Origin of the sequence: Agarivorans sp. QJM3NY_33, from assembly GCF_050870865.2 — a bacterium.
Taxonomy (GTDB): domain Bacteria; phylum Pseudomonadota; class Gammaproteobacteria; order Enterobacterales; family Celerinatantimonadaceae; genus Agarivorans.
In genome coordinates this window covers 1,613,083-1,631,590 of the sequence record NZ_CP194039.2, presented here as the reverse complement: position 1 = coordinate 1,631,590, position 18,508 = coordinate 1,613,083, and the positions used below count along the sequence as shown (strand labels likewise).

Below are 18,508 nucleotides of genomic sequence, written 5' to 3'. Positions count from 1 at the left end.
TATTCTTAATTAAATTCTAGGGTGACTTGCTGTTGTCCCAATAGTTGGGTCAACGCCTCTATTAAATCTTCACTCGGCGTAATCCGCCAGTCAGTGCCTAAGCTTAACATGCCGCTGGCGCGATCGCCCTCATAACTTATCGTGACCGGACAAGTCCCCGCGCGATAAGGCTCTAAAATTGTGTAAAAACGTTGCCAAAAAACTTCACTAAGCTGCTCACAAGACAAGCTTAAATGTAAGTTCTTCATCCAACGCTCACGAGCCGTCGACAGATCCATGACTTCTCTAGCTGTCATTTTAATGCCTCCGGAGAAATCATCAACGCTGACCTGTCCCTGAATCACCAACATGCGATCTTTCTCGAGTAATTCTTGATAGGTTTCAAAAGCTTCGCTAAAGAACATAATATCTAAGCGGGCACTTTTATCATCCAGCTGAATCAGTCCCATCTTCGAGCCCCGCTTGGTCATCATCACTCGCGTGGATAATACCAAACCAGCCACCGTAGAAGTGGTATCTCGAGACGTTGGACGAATATCCACTAAGCGGCCAGAGGTATAATGTCGAAACTCTTTAATATAACGATTCACCGGATGGCCAGTAAGATACAAACCAAGGGTTTCTTTTTCTCCCTCCAACCAAACTTTTTCGCTCCATTTGGGCTGTTCCACAAAGCTAGGCCGAACATCATCTTCAACCGTCAACACCCCAAACAAATCTTCTTGGCCTCGAGCCGTGTCTTGGGCTTGCTGGGCAGCGGCCTTCATTGCCGAGGGTAAGGTCGCCATCAGCGCAGCGCGGTGTGGGCCAAGTTTATCCAAGGCTCCAGCCATAATGAGCTTTTCAATGACTCGACGATTAATTTTTTTCAGGTCCAGTCGGCTGCAGAAATCGAACAAATCAATAAATGGTCGGTCTTGCCGAGCGGCCAAAATAGCCTCAATTGGACCTTCCCCAACCCCTTTAATCGCGCCGATCCCGTAAACAATTTGTTCTTGCTCATTGACCGAAAACTTAAATAAGCCTGTATTTACATCGGGCGGCACTAACTGCAAGCCCATATTGCTACACTCGTCCACTAAGGTAACAATTTTGTCGGTATTATCCATATCCGCCGACATCACCGCAGCCATGAAATAAGCTGGATAATGGGTCTTCATCCATAGCGTTTGGTAGGAAACTAAAGCATAAGCTGCCGAGTGAGACTTATTGAAGCCATAACCAGCAAATTTTTCTACCAAATCAAAAATCTTCATGGCCAACTCGCCGTCGACATTATTTTTGATAGCGCCATCTTCAAATACCGCGCGCTGCTTTGCCATTTCCTCGGGTTTTTTCTTACCCATCGCACGACGCAACATATCTGCGCCGCCAAGCGTATAACCAGCCAGAACCTGAGCAATCTGCATCACTTGTTCTTGATATAAGATGATGCCATAGGTCGGTTCGAGGATCGGCTTCAAGCTTTCGTGCTGCCAAGTTTCATCGGGATAAGACACCACTTCGCGGCCATGTTTCCGCTCGATGAAGTTGTCCACCATGCCCGACTGCAGCGGTCCCGGACGAAATAAAGCCACCAGTGCAATCATATCTTCGAAACAATCGGGTTTGAGCCGCTTGATCAAATCTTTCATCCCGCGAGATTCCAGCTGGAACACAGCGGTGGTTTGGCAAGCTTGCAAGACCTTAAACGACTTCGGATCGGTGGTGGAAATCGCTGCAATATCAATGGGCGGTTCACCCTTTGCCTGCAACACTGGATTCAACATATCCAGAGCCCACTGGATAATGGTTAAAGTTCTTAAGCCCAGAAAGTCAAACTTAACTAAACCAGCATATTCAACATCGTTCTTATCAAATTGGGTTACGGGATTCTTACCTTCCGCATCACAATAAAGCGGAGCGAAGTCGGTAATTGTGGTGGGTGAGATCACCACCCCCCCGGCGTGTTTACCAGCGTTTCGCGTGACGCCTTCAAGAACCCTAGCCATGTCGATGAGTTCACGAACTTCTTCGTCACTATCATACAGTTCTGGTAGCCGAGGTTCCGCTTCGAACGCTTTGGCCAAGGTCATTCCTGGATCAGGTGGAATAAGTTTAGAAATTCGATCCACAAAACCATAAGGGTGGCCAAGCACCCTCCCTACATCGCGAACCACCGCCTTAGCAGCCATGGTACCGAAAGTGATAATCTGTGATACCGCATCACGACCGTATAATTCAGCAACGTGGTCGATCACCTCGTCGCGTCGGTCCATACAGAAATCAACATCGAAGTCAGGCATTGAAACCCGTTCGGGATTCAAAAAACGTTCGAATAATAGATCATATTCTAAGGGATCTAAATCAGTGATTTTTTGTGCATAAGCCACCAAAGAACCGGCACCAGAACCCCGCCCCGGCCCCACCGGAATATTGTTATCCTTACTCCATTGGATAAACTCCATTACGATAAGAAAGTAACCGGGAAATCCCATTTGATTAATTACGTCAAGTTCAATCTGTAAACGTTCGTCATACTCGGGGCGACGCTGTTTACGTACTTCGGGATCAGGAAATAAAAACTCAAGCCGCTCTTCCAAACCATCCCGCGACACCTGACAAAAATATTCATCGATGGGAAGACCGCCAGTCGGGAAATCAGGTAAGAAATACTCCCCTAAACGTATTGTCACGTTACAACGTTTAGCGATTTCTACCGAATTTTGCAGAGCCTCGGGAATATCAGCAAACAATGCCAACATATCTTGTTCACTACGCAAGTATTGCTGAGAGCTATATTTTTTAGGTCGACGGCTATCATCGATGGCAAAGCCATCATGGATAGCAACCCTCACTTCATGAGGTTGGAATTGCTCTTCTTCTAAAAAAACCACTTCATTGGTTGCGACAACTGGCAACTGACGTTGACTGGCTAGTTCAACCGCCATATGTAAATAATTTTCTTCGTCTGAGCGACCCGTGCGGATCAATTCAAGAAAGAAATTATCAGGGAATACTTGTTGGTAGAAGTTGATACAACTTTCTACCAGCGGCTGATTCCCCTTTAGCAAAGCTTTACCCACATCCCCTTGACGCCCACCAGAAAGAACAATAACACCAGGGGCATATTCGACAAGCCAGGCTTTATCAATCACTGGCTTCCCTTGAAACTGACCGCGCAAATATGCTCGAGAAATCAGCATCGTGATATTTTGATAGCCTTGATTATCTTTAGCGAGTAATACCAAGCGAAATAAATCATCAGCAAAGTCATCGGATCTAACAAAAAAATCACAACCGATTATTGGCTTAATACCTTGGTTATGCGCTTCGCCATAAAACTTCACTAAACCACAAAAGTTTGTCTGATCGGTCAACGCAATCGCTGGCATATCCATTTCTGCCGCTTTCGCAACAATCGGTTTCACTTTTTTCAGGCCGTCAAGCATAGAAAAATCGGAGTGAACCCGCAGATGCACAAAAGCTGGTGATTTAACGCTATCTGACAACTAAAGATCTCCTAATACGTTTTTAACGGGTTTGAAACTACGACGGTGCTCTTCAATTGGGCCATATTCTTTTAATTTTGCCAAATGTACTGCCGTTGGATAGCCTTTATGTTTGGCAAATTGATACTTTGGGTACTTTAAATCTAACTGATTCATCTCTTCGTCCCGAACCACCTTAGCGATAATAGAAGCGGCGCTAATTTCAGCGACTAAACCATCCCCTTTGACAATCGCCTGACATGGTATGTTCAGCTGTGGCTCTCGATTCCCATCGATTAATGCAAATTCAGGCTGAACCGAGAGGGCTGCAACTGCCCGACTCATCGCGAGCATAGTCGCGTGAAGAATATTTAGTTGATCAATTTCTGCTGGTGATGCACGGCCAATAGCCCAACATATTGCATCTTGGCGGATCAGCTCGGCTAACTGCGTTCTTTTCTTCTCGGAAAGTTTTTTCGAGTCATTCAAGCCCATAATCGGTCTTTGCTTATCTAAGATAACCGCTGCGGTCACCACATCGCCCACTAAAGGGCCTCGACCCACTTCGTCAACGCCAGCAAAAACTGCAAAGCCTGAAGGATATACAAATTGTGTCATGAATACTCCAATGAAGGGCAACGCCAGAGTTTAGCTATTGATCACATCAATCACGGCTTTAGCTGCTTTTTGATCGGCACCGCACCGAATAATTTGATGTAACTGAGTAAACTTGGCCAATAATTGACGATTATCCCCACTTAACAAACGACTGAGTTCCGCAACAATATTGTCACTGGTACAATCATCTTGCACGAATTCTTGAACAATCATGTTATCCGCTAATAGATTAGGTAAAGCGGCAAATTTAGCTTTTACAATTAACTTGGCGATTCGATAAGTTAGCGCTTTAAATCGGTAAGCCACCACCATTGGACGCTTCACCAACATCGCTTCCAATGTTGCCGTCCCGGAGGCTAACAAAATCGCATCTGCGGCTGTCATCGCCATCCGCGCTTGGCCATCCAGCAACAAAATATCTAAGTCGGGGGCATGTTCCGCGATCAATAACTCAAACTGTTGGCGCCTTCTCTGGTTGACCATCGGGGCGACAAGCTGCAAGCCGGGGAGCTCTGCCGACAAGCGTTTTGCTACATCTAAAAAAACCGGGCTGAGTAGTGCAATTTCGGCATTGCGGCTTCCCGGCAAAATGGCCAAAACTTGACGATGCGGGTCTAAACCCAATTGCTGAGTTGCCGGCAACTGAGGATTGTCCAATGGTATTTGGTCGGCCAAGGTATGACCGATGAACTCACAGGGAACATCAAAACGCTGATAAAAATCTTTTTCAAAGGGTAAAAATACCAAAATCTTATTGCAGCCTTGCTTAATTTTAAAGACTCGTTTCTGCTTCCATGCCCAAACCGAAGGACTCACGTAATGAACGGTCTTTATCCCTTGTTTATGTAATTTCAGTTCAACACCCAAATTAAAATCAGGTGCATCAATTCCAATATATACATCAGGAGGTGTTGCTAAATAATGCGAAATGAGTTGCTTACGTATTTTTAAAATCCGCGGCAAACGTCCTAATACTTCCACTAGGCCCATCACCGAGAGCTCTTCCATATCGAATAATGGCTCACAACCTTGTGCTTGCATCAATGGCCCTGCAATACCTGAAAAGCGAGCATTAGGATAATACTGCTTCAGCGCTGCAATTAAACCGGCCCCTAAAATATCACCGGAAACTTCGCCAACAACAATGGCAATGTGTAAATTATCTTTATTTATCATTACGTTATATTTTTAAGACTCGAACATTCACATATTGGGCTCATTGGCGAGCAAAATAAATAGTTTAGAACAGTAAGCAAATTAAGCCATCTAAACAGCCGCCAGCATAATACCACAAGCAAATAAAAATGCCTGAGCATATTCCGAGCAGCCCCTCGGCACATCGTCATCGATAGGCGCTTACTTGCTTCACTTCTGAGCAGACCCCACTCCTTTCATTAAAACCGTGTCGCAGCCTTTTGTTTAATTAGCAGCTAAAAACCCTTCTCTCTGAAGATCCGCAAACCGGTGCAATAAATAGGCGAATAAGGCCAATGCCGGGTCTTATATATAAGAAATAGAGAATAGAATTTAAAATGCCGTGCGGGAGGATGCTTTGATGCTCAAATTTGCTTTTGAGCGATACTCGTAGGACGTCATCATTATGGGCTTTGGCAAATCAAACCCCATAATGATCGGTTTAAATAGACCTCATTAGCGAACGATGCCACGACCGTTTTCTTTAAGGAAATCAGCTAGTAATTTCACCTCAGGAAATTGCTCAGCGGAAAGCTCTATCTGGGTCAAAGCTTGCTCTAGCGTATTACCACTACGGTACAACACCTTATACGCTTGGCGAATAGCCTTAATGGCATCCTTACTAAAACCGCGACGTAATAAGCCTTCGGTATTCACCGCAACTGGTCGCGCGTAGTTACCCACAGCCATCACGTAAGGAGGAATGTCTTTATTTACCGCAGCGCAGCCACCGACAAATGCGTAAGAACCAACTTTGCCAAACTGATGGATCGCAGCCTGCCCCCCAAAAATAACATTATCGCCAATCGTGACATGGCCAGCCAAGGTCGCGTTATTCGCAAAAATACAACCGTTACCAACCACACAATCATGAGCAACATGAGCGTTAATCATAAATAAGCAATTGTTACCGATTTTAGTGATACTTTTATCTTGGGCTGTACCACGGTGGATCGTAACACTTTCACGGATGGTATTATTATCGCCAATTTCAAGATAAGTATCTTCACCCGCATATTTCAGATCTTGGCAATCTTCTCCTACCGAAGCAAACTGAAAAATACGGTTATTTTTGCCAATTTTAGTGTGCCCTTTAATCACAACATGCGAGGCAATCTGACAGTTTTCACCAATTTCCACATCACCACGAATAATGGTAAAAGCGCCCACTTGGGTATTTGCCCCAATGTTTACATCACCCTCAATGATCGCGCTAGGATGGATGACTGCAGTACTGTCTATCATAACTTGTTCTACCTATTTGAAAGCGCGGCGAGCACACATAATTTCGGCACTACAGACCACTTCATCGTCGACTTTAGCGACACAATTAAACTTACCCACGCCTCGACGGTCACGTAACAATTCAACTTCCAAATGTAATACATCCCCTGGCCCGACAGGTCTTTTAAAACGCGCACCATCAATACCTGCAAAATAGTAAAGCTCGTTTTCTGCAGGTTTTGTGGTTGATTTAAAGGCCAGAATCCCAGTACATTGGGCTAAAGCTTCTAATATTAAAACACCGGGAAACACTGGTTGACTAGGAAAATGTCCAGTAAAAAACGGTTCATTATAAGTCACATTTTTAACCGCATGTAAGGTTTTTCCGGCTTCGAAATCAAGGACTCGATCAACTAACAGGAATGGATACCGATGCGGTAATAATTCCATAATATCTTGAATTTCTAAGCGATTTAATTTACTGGTCACAATCTATTCCTAAGTTTTTAATCTTGCTGTGCGTCTAATTTACGCTCTAAGCTCACAATACGTTTATGCATCTCGTCTATTTGAGTTAAACGAGCCATCGACTTCCGCCATTGTCGATTTGCTTGGATTGGCATGCCAGAAGAGAACATACCTGGCTCACTAATCGATTTAGTCACCATCGAATAACCTGTAACCGTAACATGATCACAAATACTAATATGGCCATTAATACCAACACCACCACCAATAATACAATAACGGCCAATATGAGTACTTCCGGCAATACCAGTGGTCCCCGCAATGGCGGTACCACAACCAATCGTCACGTTATGTGCAATATGCACTTGGTTATCGATGATGACGTTGTCTTCGATAATCGTGTTGTCTAAAGCGCCTCGGTCGATCGATACGGAAGCGCCGATCTCAACTTTATCGCCAATCACAACGCTACCGACTTGAGGGATCTTAAGCCATTGACCTTGCTTATTGGCATAACCAAAGCCATCGCTACCGATCACGGTGTTACTTTGGATCAGGCAATCACGGCCTAATTCAACGCGGTGGTAAATACAACTATTTGGCCACAACTTAGTATTGGCTCCGATTTTTGCAGAACAGCCAATAAAACAACCGGCACCAACTTGTACACCATCACCAAGAATAACACCACTTTCGATGACCGCATTCGGGCCAATACTAACGTCTTTACCCAACTGAACGTCTTCACCAATCACGGCACTATCAGCAACACCGGTAGCACAGCGAGGGGTGTCATCAAATAGCTGAGCGAGTAAAGCGTAGCTCACATAAGGATCATCACTCAGTAATACATTGCCAGTGAAATCCGCTGCATCGCTCGGACTCAAGATTAAGGCACCAGCCTTACAACTGGCCAACAAAGGCTTGTATTTCGCATTAGTTAAAAAACTAATTTCTTGCTCACTGGCTATTTCAAAAGGCGCAATACGAGTAATAATTTGCTCTGCGTTCCCTTTTATAGATAAGCCAAGCTGCTCAGCAATTTGGCCAAGGCTCAAAGACATAGTTACTTGCTCTTACTCACTTGTTGAATAACTTGTTTGGTAATATCTAATGCATCAACTGAATAGGCTGTCGCATCTAACGGCAATACCAAGTCATAACCTTTAGATTTAGAAACGGCAACAACCGCATCTTGAACTTTAACCATCAGTTTTTGCTGCTCTTCGGCACCGCGACGACGCTGATCTTCTTCTAAGTTTTTACGCTTAATTTTATACTCAGCCTGCATGGTTTCTAATTGACGGGTTATTTTGGTCACCTCTTGCTGACCCAACAATTCACCATCTTTCTCACGCTTATCATACAAACGCTGCATTTCGGCTTCTAAAGAACGAACCGCTTGTACTCGCACTTCAAATTCGTCTTTCAAGCTTTTCTGTAATGCATCTCGCTGTGGTAACTGCTTAAACACCTCTGCAATATTGATCACAGCAATCTTGGTATCAGCAAGCACGCTAAAGCTAGGGATGCTGATCGTTGCAGCTAAGGCAACAGCAGTAATTAGTTTTTTCAAAAGATGACTCCTAAATCAAAATTAAAAAGTTTGGCCAATATTAAACGAGAACGTTTCTGAGCGATCGCCCTCATAACTCTTAATTGGTTTAGCTAATGAGAATACCAAGGGGCCCATCGGCGAGAGCCATTGAATCGATACCCCAACAGACGCTCGGATCCTATCGAGTGACGAGTAATCACCAAAGCGCTCACAATAGCTTGTACACTGCATTTGACTGTACTTATCATAATCAAATTCAGTATCCCATACCGTACCAACATCGACAAAAGCAGAGCTGCGCACTTGACGAATATAGGCTTCATCTAAAAACGGCGTCGGGAAAATTATTTCCGCGCTACCGACGGCAATCGCATTACCACCCACCGAATCTTCGGAAGCTGCGATTTGATTGCTACCACCAGCACCAACTACATATAGCGCTCGGGGACCGACAGAATTAGAACGGAAACCTCTAAGGCTTGAATAACCACCGGCATAGAAGTTTTCAAAAAATGGTAATATTTGGTCATTGCCGTCAACTTGGCCATAACCGTTACCATAGCCAACTTTGCCTCGCAGAGAGAAGGTCCAATCATGATTATCGGTAATCGGGAAAAAGTGACGGGTATCAAAACTCATTTTGAAATACTGAACATCTGAGCTCGGCACCGTTATTTTAGTATTAAAGGATTGAGACGAACCAGAAGTGGGCATCGAACCATTATTCAAGGTATTTCGCGTCCAACCCAGTGTTGTATCAAGACTCAGGAAAGTTAACGAGCCATCATCATTGCGGTGATTGGAATAAATATTCCAGAACTGTTGAACCTGAGCATAAGCGTTCAATTGCGAAATTTTATTTTGCTCCAGTCCAAGGCTTAAACTTAAACGGTTATCTTCATTCACCGGAAAACCTAATGTGCCTCGCAAGCCAATTGTTTCGTTATTATAATCGACGATCCCTGCTTCTGAGGCCTCAAAATCGGTGTAGTAGAAACGACCACCAAAACTAACCCCGTCTTTGGTAAAATAGGGGTCGGTGAAATTCACATCGAAATTTTTCGAATACTTATTGGTACTAACATTAACCCCTGCTTTGTTACCCGTTCCCAAAAAGTTATCTTGCTGTACCCCAGCAGATAAACTCAGACCGGATTCTGTACCAAAACCGATCCCCGCGTTAAACGAGCCCGACGGCTGCTCTTTCACTGAGAAATTAACATCGACTTTATCATTGGTTCCTGGAACTTTTACCGTCTCAACTTCTACCGTTTCAAAAAAACCAAGACGACTTAAACGCGAGCGCGACTGTTCGACCAAACGACTGGATAACCAAGTGCCCTCAAATTGTCGCATCTCACGACGTAGAACTTCATCTTTGGTAATGGTATTGCCACTAAAGTTAACCCGGCGTACATAAATACGATTCCCAGGGTCAACATTAATATTAAGGACTACCGTTTTATCTTCGTCATTTATCACAGGAAAGACATTCACCTGTGGATAAGCATAACCATAACGACCTAAAAACTTAGACAACAAGTCTTCCGTTTTAGTCACTTCGGCCCCACTGTATGTATCGTCAGGCTTAATTGTCACTAAGCCATTCATCTCGTCACCTTTATCCAAAAGGTTACCAGAAAGCTCGACTTTTTCGACCTTATAGATCTCGCCCTCATCAACGTTGATGGTGATATAGATACCTTTTTTATCTGGCGTTAACGCAACTTGGGTCGAGTCCACCTTAAACCTGATATAACCCCGGTCATAATAGAAGCTATTGATCGTTTCTAAATCACCAGCCAATTTCTGTTTTTGGTATTTTTTATCGGCTAGAATATTCCACCAAGGGGCTCGGTCGGTCAGACTAATGCGCTTCAGTAACTCTCCTGAAGAAAATTTCTTATTGCCAATAATATTGATTTGTTGAATTTCAGCTGAAAGGCCTTCCTGAAAGTTAAATTTCAAGTCAACCCTGTTGCGTGGAAGCGGCGTGACAATGGCCGTTACCCGAGCGCTGTATTTACCAACACTGTAATAAAAGTCTTCGAGGCTCTTTTCAATATTGCGTAAATTGGTCTTATCTAATGGTTCACCCACTTTGATCCCAGAAGAGCGCAACGACTCTTCCAACTGCTCAGTTTTAATATCTTTGTTACCTGAGTATTCAATATTACTCACAGTCGGTCTTTCTAAGACTTTAAAAATCAGGGTCTGGTCATCGCGAAAGACTTTAACATCTTCGAAATTACCACTGCCATATAAACGCTTAATGCTATCGCTGATTTGCCCACTATCAACGTCATCACCAATACGTAGCGGAATCTGTAATAACGCGGCCCCCAACGAAACCCGTTGTAATCCTTCAATACGAATGTCTGCAACCGTAAACGCAGATTCACTTTCAGCAAAAGATGAACCAGTAATACAAGCCAGAATGAGTCCAACAACTAACTGCTTTTTGAACATAAGAAAAGAAAACGTCCTATTAAATTTGTTATAAGCGCATAACATCGTTAAAAATAGCCAGCCCCATAAGCGCCATGACTAATGCTGCACCGATCCTAAAACCTATCTCTTGTACACGCTCTGAAACCGGTTTACCTGTCACCGCTTCAATCGCAAAAAATACCAAATGACCACCATCAAGTACCGGCAATGGAAATAGATTAATAATGCCCAAATTGATACTGACCAAGGCTATAAACCCTAAAAAATAAACTAAACCATAATCAGCCGTTGCTCCCGCACCCTTAGCAATAGAGATTGGGCCGCTAAGGTTATCTAATGAAACAACCCCTGTCACTAATTTACCAATCATTACGATGGTCAATTTACTTAAATGCCAAGTTCGTTCCAAGGATTTACCAATTGATTCAAAAAAACCATAATGTAAATCAATACGATATTCTTCTGGGTAGTTCGCCACTTCTGGTGCTAAACCGACATATCCGGTGACAACACCTTGATACTCTCGACTCTCCGGAGAAATACTAATCAGTTGCTTTTGTCCATTCCTAGCCAACTCTAATTGTAATGTTTGTGAAGGCCTAGCCTGAACATATTTAACAAACTCTTGCCACTGGCTTAATCTTTGGCCATCAACAGCCACTAAGCGGTCACCCACTTGAATCCCCGCTAGGTCTGCAGGCTTACCATTCACCACCTGAGCCACCAGTAAAGAAACTTCAGGACTATATGGCCGTAGGCCTAAACTCAGGATGGGGCTCTGTTGCTGACTATCTAAGTGCCAATCCTGAGTATCCAAAATTATCGTAGATTCTCGGCTGGAGTGTGCTTGTCTCACTTTAAAGGCTAATGAGTCACTACCGAGGTGACTCACTAAAGCAAGGTTGACACTCTCCCAATCTAGGGTGCGCTGATCAGCAATAGCAATGATCTCCTGACCCGCACGTAAACCCGCTTGACTCGCCACACTATTGGCTTCGATATCGCCCAAGATTGGTTTAACCGCAGGAACACCAATCACAAACATCAACCAAAAAGCCAAAATTGCCAGAGCGAAGTTAGCTACAGGTCCAGCAGCAACGATTGCACTACGCTGAGTTAAACTCTTATTATTGAAAGCTTGCGAACGAAACTCTGCTGCGACTGGCGCGACACGTTCATCAAGCATTTTAACATAGCCACCTAAAGGAATGAGCGCAACCACATACTCGGTGCCATCCGTACCCGTTTTCCGCCAAAGAGCCTTTCCAAAACCGATCGAAAATCGTTCAACTTTTACCCCACAACGTCTAGCCACCCAAAAGTGACCAAATTCATGTACGGTAACCAAAATGCCCAAAGTAATAACAAAAAAGGAGGCATTCCAAATCACATCGTTCATCCACAGATCCTTTTTATCACTTTACCAGCGTGCATTCGTGCCCATTGGTCGACCTCAAGTAACACCGAAAGTTCCGAGTCTTGACCCATATACGATAAATCATCTAAACAAACGCTTACAACGTCAGCGATCTGTGTGAATTTTATTCGTTTCGCTAAAAAGGCACTCACAGCTTGCTCGTTGGCCGCATTCAAACAAGTGGTTGCGGTTTGACTGTCATAACAAGCATCGATCGCCAACTTCAAACAAGGATAACGGGAAAAGTCGGGAGGGGTAAAGGTTAACTCTCCAAGGCTAAAAAAATCTAAAGGCGCTACGCCCGAAACTTGGCGCTGTGGGTAAGCCATCACATGCGCAATTGGAGTCGCCATATCCGGCTGGCCCATTTGCGCCAATACCGAACCATCGCAGTACTGCACCATCGAGTGAATAATCGATTGGGGATGAATAATCACATCAATTTGTTTTGGTTGGGTATTAAATAATCGTTTCGCTTCAATATACTCCAAACCTTTATTCATCATCGTTGCAGAATCAACCGAAATTTTTTGGCCCATACTCCAATTGGGATGTGCGCAGGCTTGCTTTGGTGTAACGCTAGAAAGCATAGCAACATCAGAACGTAGAAACGGACCACCGGAACCAGTCAACAAAATTTTATTGATACCCTGTTGTTTTAAATCACAGTATCCCAGAGATTGCTGAACCGCTTCAGGCATACATTGATAGATGGCATTATGTTCACTATCAACGGGTAATACTTTCGCACCACTAGTACGCGCAGCATCCATAAAAATGGCACCACTCATCACCAAGGCTTCTTTGTTCGCCAATAAGACTGTTTTACCTGCCTGAACTGCTGCCAAAGTCGGTAACAAACCAGCAGCACCAACGATGGCCGCCATCACCATATCAACTTCAGGTTCTGCCGCTAACTGAACGATTGAGTCAGCATCACTAAGCACTTCGGTATCAAGCGCTAAATCTCTTAAAGCGATACAGAGCTGCTGGTTACTTTCGGCGTCAGCCATAACTGCAAATTTAGGCTGAAACTCAACACAAATAGCCAGCATTGCAGCAACATTCCAGCCCCCACTTACTCCAAACAGCTGGTAAGCGTTAGGATTTTCTCGCACAACTTTCAAGGTACTCGCACCAATAGAACCAGTCACACCCAAAATAACCAAGGTTTTAGTCATTAGCGCTTACATCCAATGTAGGAAGAAAAATGCAAATACCGGCATTGCAGCCGTTAAACTATCGATCCGGTCGAGCAAACCACCATGCCCAGGTAACAAGGTGCCACTATCCTTAATCCCTGCTTGACGTTTAAACATACTCTCAACCAAATCCCCAACAACAGAAGCTAACACCGTACATGCACTGGCGATAACTAACACCAATGTTTTACCTTCGGGAATATCTAAAAAGACCAAAGCTGCAATAGTGACAACACTTGCAAACAGTAAACCGCCAAGCAAACCCTCGATGGTCTTCTTAGGGCTCACATTTTTAGCCAGTTTTCGTTTACCAAAACGCTTACCTACAAAATAGGCGCCGCTATCAGCCGCCCATACCAACGAAAACACATACACGACCCAAGCACCACCCACAAGTGGATTATCCTCGTCGATAGAGCGTAAAAACAGTAACGACCAGAAGAACGGAACGAGTACAATCAAGCCAACCATGACTTTAAAGAAATGATTGTTATGCCAAAATTTTGCTCGATATGGAAATGAAGCCAATAAATAAACGCTAGCGGACCAAGCGATAACGGCGACCGCCAGCAATCCACTAAACCATATGGAGTGAGCGACCAAGCTTAACGGTATCTGCCAGAGACTAAGTCCAAATACCAAGCAAAAAATCAAAAAGAAGCTAAGGCGTTGATTGTTTTTATCGGAAACAACCCGCGACCATTCACGCGCGGCAAGTAAGATGACCAAGGCAAATACTAAGCCTAAACCGAAAAGCGGCAATTTAAAAATAGCGGCAAGCACTAGCGGTGCCAATACCAATGCGGTGATGATTCGTTGCTTAAGCAAAATGACCCTCATTAAACTGATTATTCTTAAGCTGCGCCTGTAACTGTTCACCAGTGCAACCAAATCGACGCTCGCGACTCACGAAGGCGGCAACAGCATCGCTAAATGCTCGCTCATCAAAGTCTGGCCATAAAACATCACAAAAATACAATTCAGCGTAGGCTACCTGCCACAACAAAAAGTTGCTGATACGGTGATCCCCACCAGTTCTAATCAACAAGTCGACATCGCCTGCGGTTTCTAGCCCCATCACTTCAGAAAAGCGTTGCTCAGTCATATCCTCGATATCCAACGAACCTTCTTGTACTTGCCTGGCCAACAACTGACTGGCATGTAATATATCCCATCGCCCACCGTAGTTGGCAGCAATATTCAGCACTAGACCATCGTTATCCGCAGTATCACTCTGCGCTTGAGCAATACGCTGTTGTAGTTTCTGACTAAAGCGAGAAGTATCGCCAATTATTCGTAGTTGTACATTATTGTTTTTAAGTTTTTTAACTTCACGTTGCAAAACAGTTAAAAACAAATTCATCAAACTTGACACTTCTTCTTCGGGACGGCGCCAGTTTTCGCTACTAAAAGCGAACAAGGTCAAGGTTTGAATTTTTAATTGTGAAGCTAAACTAACAGCACGCCTTACCGACTTAACCCCAGCCTGATGGCCAAACATTCGCATTTTACCGCGTTGTTTCGCCCAGCGCCCATTGCCATCCATAATGATGGCCACATGTTTCGGCATGGCGTCTTTAATTGGTAATTGCTGTTCTTCGGATACCGTCATTATCACTACTCGTACTTACAAAAAAAAACCGTGTTCCAAGACACGGCTAATTTCCAATCCCAAAATGCTTAAACTTCCAGCAATTCAGCTTCTTTTGCAGCTAAAGCCTCGTCGACTAATTTTACCGCTGCATCAGTAATTTTTTGAATGTCGTCCTGCGCTCTACGATCATCATCTTCGCCGATTTCTTTCTCTTTCAGCAAGTCTTTAATGTCACCATTTGCGTCACGACGAATATTACGCACTGCTACCCGAGCCTGCTCTGCTTCCGCGCGAACAATTTTAATCAAATCACGACGACGTTCTTCGGTCAACATTGGCAACGGAATGCGAATCAAGGTACCCGCGGAAGACGGATTTAAGCCGAGATCTGAACTCATAATCGCTTTTTCTACCGCACTAATCAAACTCGCATCGAATACCGTTACGGTTAAGGTTCGCGAATCTTCGGTTGACACATTACCCACTTGTTTTAGAGGCGTATCAACACCGTAATAAGGAACCATAATGCCATCTAAAAGACTAGTATGAGCCCGTCCAGTTCTAACTTTCGACATCTGAGTTTTAAGCGATTCAATACTTTTGCTCATACGAACTTGAGCATCTTCTTTAATTGCGTTAATCACGATAACTATCCCTACTCTGTTTCAGCGTTCTTTGATATACGATGAATGGTGGTCCCTTCATCAGCGCCCATAACAACGTTTTTCAAACTACCTGGAGTATTCATATTAAAAACACGAATTGGTAGATTGTGGTCACGAGCCAACGTGAAGGCGGCCAAGTCCATCACTTTTAATTCTTTTTCTAAGACTTCGTTGTAGTCTAATTCTCGGTACAAGCTTGCACTCGGATCTTTAACTGGATCGGCAGTAAATACCCCATCCACCTTGGTTCCCTTTAGCACGGCTTCAGCTTCAATTTCAATGCCACGTAAACAAGCCGCAGAATCGGTGGTGAAGAAAGGATTACCAGTACCCGCAGAAAAAATAACCACCTTCCCCGCTTTAAGGTTACCAATAGCATCGGCCCAATTATATGAATCACACACGCCATTCAACTCAATTGCTGACATAAGGCGAGCATTCACAAAATTTCGATGAAGAGCGTCACGCATCGCTAGCCCGTTCATCACGGTGGCTAACATCCCCATGTGATCGCCAACAACCCGATTCATTCCTGCTTTGGCGAGGCCTTCACCTCTAAACAAGTTGCCACCACCAATAACCAGCCCGACTTGAACCCCTAGTTCCACCAGCTCTTTAATTTCAAGAGCCATCCGGTCTAATACTTTGGGATCAATGCCAAAACCCTCTTCACCCATTAAGGCTTCACCTGAAAGTTTTAAAAGAATACGACGATATGCAGGTTTAGGATTGGTACTCATAGTGATGATGTTCTCTCATTGATAAAGAATACAAGAAGGTTGCGGCATGATACCGCAACCTGAGCGACAACTAAAATTACTTTTTAGCTGCTGCGATTTGTGCCGCAACTTCAGCCGCAAAATCTTCTTCTTTTTTCTCGATGCCTTCGCCAACTTCTAGACGAATGAAACCAGCAACAGTCGCGCCTTTTTCTTTCAAAATGGCACCAACAGTTTTCTTTGGTTCCATAATAAATGCTTGACCGGTTAGAGAGATTTCGCCGGTGAATTTCTTCATACGGCCGGTTACCATTTTCTCAGCGATATCTGCAGGCTTGCCTTCGTTCATGGCAATTTCGATTTGCAGTTTTTTCTCTTTTTCAACAACGTCAGCTGGGACGTCATCAGCAGAAAGATACTCAGGTTTAGAAGCAGCTACGTGCATCGCTACGTGCTTAAGCGTTTCGGCATCCGCTTCACCAGTAACAGCAACACCAATACGCTCACCGTGACGATATGAAGCAATTGGAGCACCATCTAAGTATTCAACACGGCGAATTGAAATATTTTCACCGATTTTAGCCACTAACTGAACGCGTTCTTCTTCAAAACTAGCTTTCAAAGTCTCGATGTCAGTTTTTTCTGCAGCTGCAGCTTCAGCTACCTTCTCAGCAAACGCTGTAAAGTTAGCATCTTTGGCTACGAAGTCAGTTTGACAGTTAACTTCTAACAAGGCCGCAAAACCGGCACCTTGTTTAATAATGATTGCGCCATCAGCAGCAATGTTACCAGCTTTTTTAGCAGCTTTAGCGGCACCGCTTTTACGCATATTATCAATCGCTAACTCGATGTCGCCATCAGTTTCAGTCAACGCTTTTTTACAATCCATCATGCCTGCGCCAGTACGGTCGCGCAGTTCTTTTACTTGGGCAGCAGTAATTGCCATTTGTTTGATCCTCGATTATTTATCGGATAAAACTCAGGGGGCAAGTTTGCCCCCTGCTAATCTTCAAGCTCACTCAGTATTAATGCTTAAGCATTAATTACTCAGCAGCTTCCTCAACGAAACCATCTTCTTCAGCTTGTACTACGATATCTTCTTGACGACCTTGAAGAACCGTATCCGCAGCTGCGCCTAGGTACAATTTAATTGCACGGATAGCATCGTCATTACCAGGAATGATGTAATCAACACCGTCTGGAGCAGAGTTAGTATCAACCACAGAGATTACTGGAATACCTAGGTTGTTTGCTTCACGAATCGCAATATGCTCGTGTTCAGCATCAATCACAAACAATACGTCAGGTAATCCGCCCATGTTTTTGATACCACCAAGACTTTTCTCAAGCTTTTCCATTTCGCGAGTACGCATAAGCGCCTCTTTCTTGGTGAGCTTCTCGAAAGTGCCGTCTTGGCTTTGAGCTTCAAGATCTTTAAGACGTTTGATTGATTGACGTACTGTTTTCCAGTTAGTCAACATACCACCTAACCAACGGTGGTTAACGTAGAATTGATCTGAACGAAGCGCTTCAGTTTTGATCACTTCGCCTGCAGCACGCTTGGTACCAACAAAAAGAACTTTACCTTTCTTAGATGCAACTTTCTTAAGAACAGACATTGCATCATTAAACATAGGTACAGTTTTTTCTAAGTTAATGATATGAACTTTGTTACGCGCACCAAAAATGAAAGGCTTCATTTTTGGATTCCAGTAACGAGTTTGGTGACCGAAGTGTACGCCTGCTTGAAGCATATCGCGCATTGAAACGTTTGCCATTATAATTTCCTCAAATGGGGTTAGGCCTCCACACATCCCATTTTACCGACCAAACATTACTGTTCAGCACCCCGGAAAACGTGTCGATGTGTGTGTGTGTTTAAAATATAAATATTCAATTAATGTTAGCATCCGCTCAAATTCGAAAAT

At 44.0% G+C, this 18,508-nt stretch carries 16 protein-coding genes; all 16 read right to left on the bottom strand.

Annotated features, from left to right (window positions below; translation table 11 throughout):
• Nucleotides 1–5 precede the first annotated feature (5 nt).
• The 16 genes from dnaE to rpsB all read right to left on the bottom strand — a co-directional run bounded on the left by dnaE (nucleotide 6) and on the right by rpsB (nucleotide 18,358).
• Nucleotides 6–3,431: a DNA polymerase III subunit alpha gene (dnaE, locus tag ACRRSY_RS07330; protein WP_432461102.1), complete on the bottom strand. Its 3,426-nt coding sequence runs from the start codon at nucleotides 3,429–3,431 to the stop codon at nucleotides 6–8.
• Nucleotides 3,432–3,491: 60 nt separating this feature from the next.
• Nucleotides 3,492–4,088 (bottom strand): ribonuclease HII, encoded by a 597-nt coding sequence (gene rnhB, locus ACRRSY_RS07325; RefSeq protein WP_432462861.1) that lies wholly within the window; start codon nucleotides 4,086–4,088, stop codon nucleotides 3,492–3,494.
• A 30-nt stretch (nucleotides 4,089–4,118) separates the two neighbouring features.
• Nucleotides 4,119–5,264, bottom strand: a complete 1,146-nt coding sequence (gene lpxB, locus ACRRSY_RS07320; protein WP_432453839.1) for a lipid-A-disaccharide synthase — start codon at nucleotides 5,262–5,264, stop codon at nucleotides 4,119–4,121.
• 474 nt (nucleotides 5,265–5,738) lie between these two features.
• A complete protein-coding gene (lpxA, locus tag ACRRSY_RS07315) occupies nucleotides 5,739–6,527 on the bottom strand; it encodes an acyl-ACP--UDP-N-acetylglucosamine O-acyltransferase (protein WP_432453840.1) in 789 nt (262 codons plus the stop codon).
• A gap of 12 nt (nucleotides 6,528–6,539) precedes the next feature.
• A complete protein-coding gene (gene fabZ / locus ACRRSY_RS07310) occupies nucleotides 6,540–6,995 on the bottom strand; it encodes a 3-hydroxyacyl-ACP dehydratase FabZ (protein ID WP_432459006.1) in 456 nt (151 codons plus the stop codon).
• A 17-nt stretch (nucleotides 6,996–7,012) separates the two neighbouring features.
• A complete protein-coding gene (gene lpxD / locus ACRRSY_RS07305) occupies nucleotides 7,013–8,038 on the bottom strand; it encodes a UDP-3-O-(3-hydroxymyristoyl)glucosamine N-acyltransferase (RefSeq protein WP_432462860.1) in 1,026 nt (341 codons plus the stop codon).
• Nucleotides 8,039–8,040: 2 nt separating this feature from the next.
• Nucleotides 8,041–8,550, bottom strand: coding sequence for an OmpH family outer membrane protein (locus ACRRSY_RS07300; protein ID WP_432453843.1), 510 nt, complete (start codon nucleotides 8,548–8,550; stop codon nucleotides 8,041–8,043).
• A 21-nt stretch (nucleotides 8,551–8,571) separates the two neighbouring features.
• Entirely contained in the window at nucleotides 8,572–11,001 is a 2,430-nt protein-coding gene (bamA, locus tag ACRRSY_RS07295) for an outer membrane protein assembly factor BamA (RefSeq protein WP_432453844.1), read from the bottom strand.
• Nucleotides 11,002–11,029: 28 nt separating this feature from the next.
• Nucleotides 11,030–12,382 (bottom strand): sigma E protease regulator RseP, encoded by a 1,353-nt coding sequence (gene rseP / locus ACRRSY_RS07290; protein ID WP_432464694.1) that lies wholly within the window; start codon nucleotides 12,380–12,382, stop codon nucleotides 11,030–11,032.
• Entirely contained in the window at nucleotides 12,379–13,581 is a 1,203-nt protein-coding gene (gene ispC, locus ACRRSY_RS07285) for a 1-deoxy-D-xylulose-5-phosphate reductoisomerase (RefSeq protein ID WP_432464693.1), read from the bottom strand. The genes rseP and ispC overlap by 4 nt, the downstream gene beginning before the upstream one ends.
• A gap of 6 nt (nucleotides 13,582–13,587) precedes the next feature.
• Entirely contained in the window at nucleotides 13,588–14,430 is an 843-nt protein-coding gene (locus ACRRSY_RS07280) for a phosphatidate cytidylyltransferase (RefSeq protein ID WP_432453847.1), read from the bottom strand.
• A complete protein-coding gene (gene uppS / locus ACRRSY_RS07275) occupies nucleotides 14,423–15,214 on the bottom strand; it encodes a polyprenyl diphosphate synthase (RefSeq protein ID WP_432453848.1) in 792 nt (263 codons plus the stop codon). Before uppS ends, ACRRSY_RS07280 begins: the two co-directional genes overlap by 8 nt.
• A gap of 68 nt (nucleotides 15,215–15,282) precedes the next feature.
• Complete coding sequence (gene frr / locus ACRRSY_RS07270; RefSeq protein ID WP_432453849.1) at nucleotides 15,283–15,840, bottom strand: ribosome recycling factor; 558 nt, start codon at nucleotides 15,838–15,840, stop codon at nucleotides 15,283–15,285.
• A gap of 11 nt (nucleotides 15,841–15,851) precedes the next feature.
• On the bottom strand, nucleotides 15,852–16,601 hold the full coding sequence (gene pyrH / locus ACRRSY_RS07265) for a UMP kinase (RefSeq protein ID WP_432453850.1): 750 nt from the start codon (nucleotides 16,599–16,601) through the stop codon (nucleotides 15,852–15,854).
• Between the two features lie 76 nt (nucleotides 16,602–16,677).
• Nucleotides 16,678–17,526 (bottom strand): translation elongation factor Ts, encoded by an 849-nt coding sequence (gene tsf / locus ACRRSY_RS07260; protein WP_432453851.1) that lies wholly within the window; start codon nucleotides 17,524–17,526, stop codon nucleotides 16,678–16,680.
• A 97-nt stretch (nucleotides 17,527–17,623) separates the two neighbouring features.
• Nucleotides 17,624–18,358, bottom strand: a complete 735-nt coding sequence (gene rpsB, locus ACRRSY_RS07255) for a 30S ribosomal protein S2 (RefSeq protein WP_432453852.1) — start codon at nucleotides 18,356–18,358, stop codon at nucleotides 17,624–17,626.
• Nucleotides 18,359–18,508: the final 150 nt, after the last annotated feature.

Coding starts and splice junctions, on each gene's coding strand:
- ispC (WP_432464693.1), bottom strand. CDS start 13,581: ATGACTAAAACCTTGGTTATTTTGGGTGTGACTGGTTCTATTGGTGCG.
- rpsB (WP_432453852.1), bottom strand. CDS start 18,358: ATGGCAAACGTTTCAATGCGCGATATGCTTCAAGCAGGCGTACACTTC.
- bamA (WP_432453844.1), bottom strand. CDS start 11,001: ATGTTCAAAAAGCAGTTAGTTGTTGGACTCATTCTGGCTTGTATTACT.
- rnhB (WP_432462861.1), bottom strand. CDS start 4,088: ATGACACAATTTGTATATCCTTCAGGCTTTGCAGTTTTTGCTGGCGTT.
- dnaE (WP_432461102.1), bottom strand. CDS start 3,431: ATGCTTGACGGCCTGAAAAAAGTGAAACCGATTGTTGCGAAAGCGGCA.
- rseP (WP_432464694.1), bottom strand. CDS start 12,382: ATGAACGATGTGATTTGGAATGCCTCCTTTTTTGTTATTACTTTGGGC.
- lpxD (WP_432462860.1), bottom strand. CDS start 8,038: ATGTCTTTGAGCCTTGGCCAAATTGCTGAGCAGCTTGGCTTATCTATA.
- pyrH (WP_432453850.1), bottom strand. CDS start 16,601: ATGAGTACCAATCCTAAACCTGCATATCGTCGTATTCTTTTAAAACTT.
- lpxA (WP_432453840.1), bottom strand. CDS start 6,527: ATGATAGACAGTACTGCAGTCATCCATCCTAGCGCGATCATTGAGGGT.
- tsf (WP_432453851.1), bottom strand. CDS start 17,526: ATGGCAATTACTGCTGCCCAAGTAAAAGAACTGCGCGACCGTACTGGC.
- uppS (WP_432453848.1), bottom strand. CDS start 15,214: ATGACGGTATCCGAAGAACAGCAATTACCAATTAAAGACGCCATGCCG.
- lpxB (WP_432453839.1), bottom strand. CDS start 5,264: ATGATAAATAAAGATAATTTACACATTGCCATTGTTGTTGGCGAAGTT.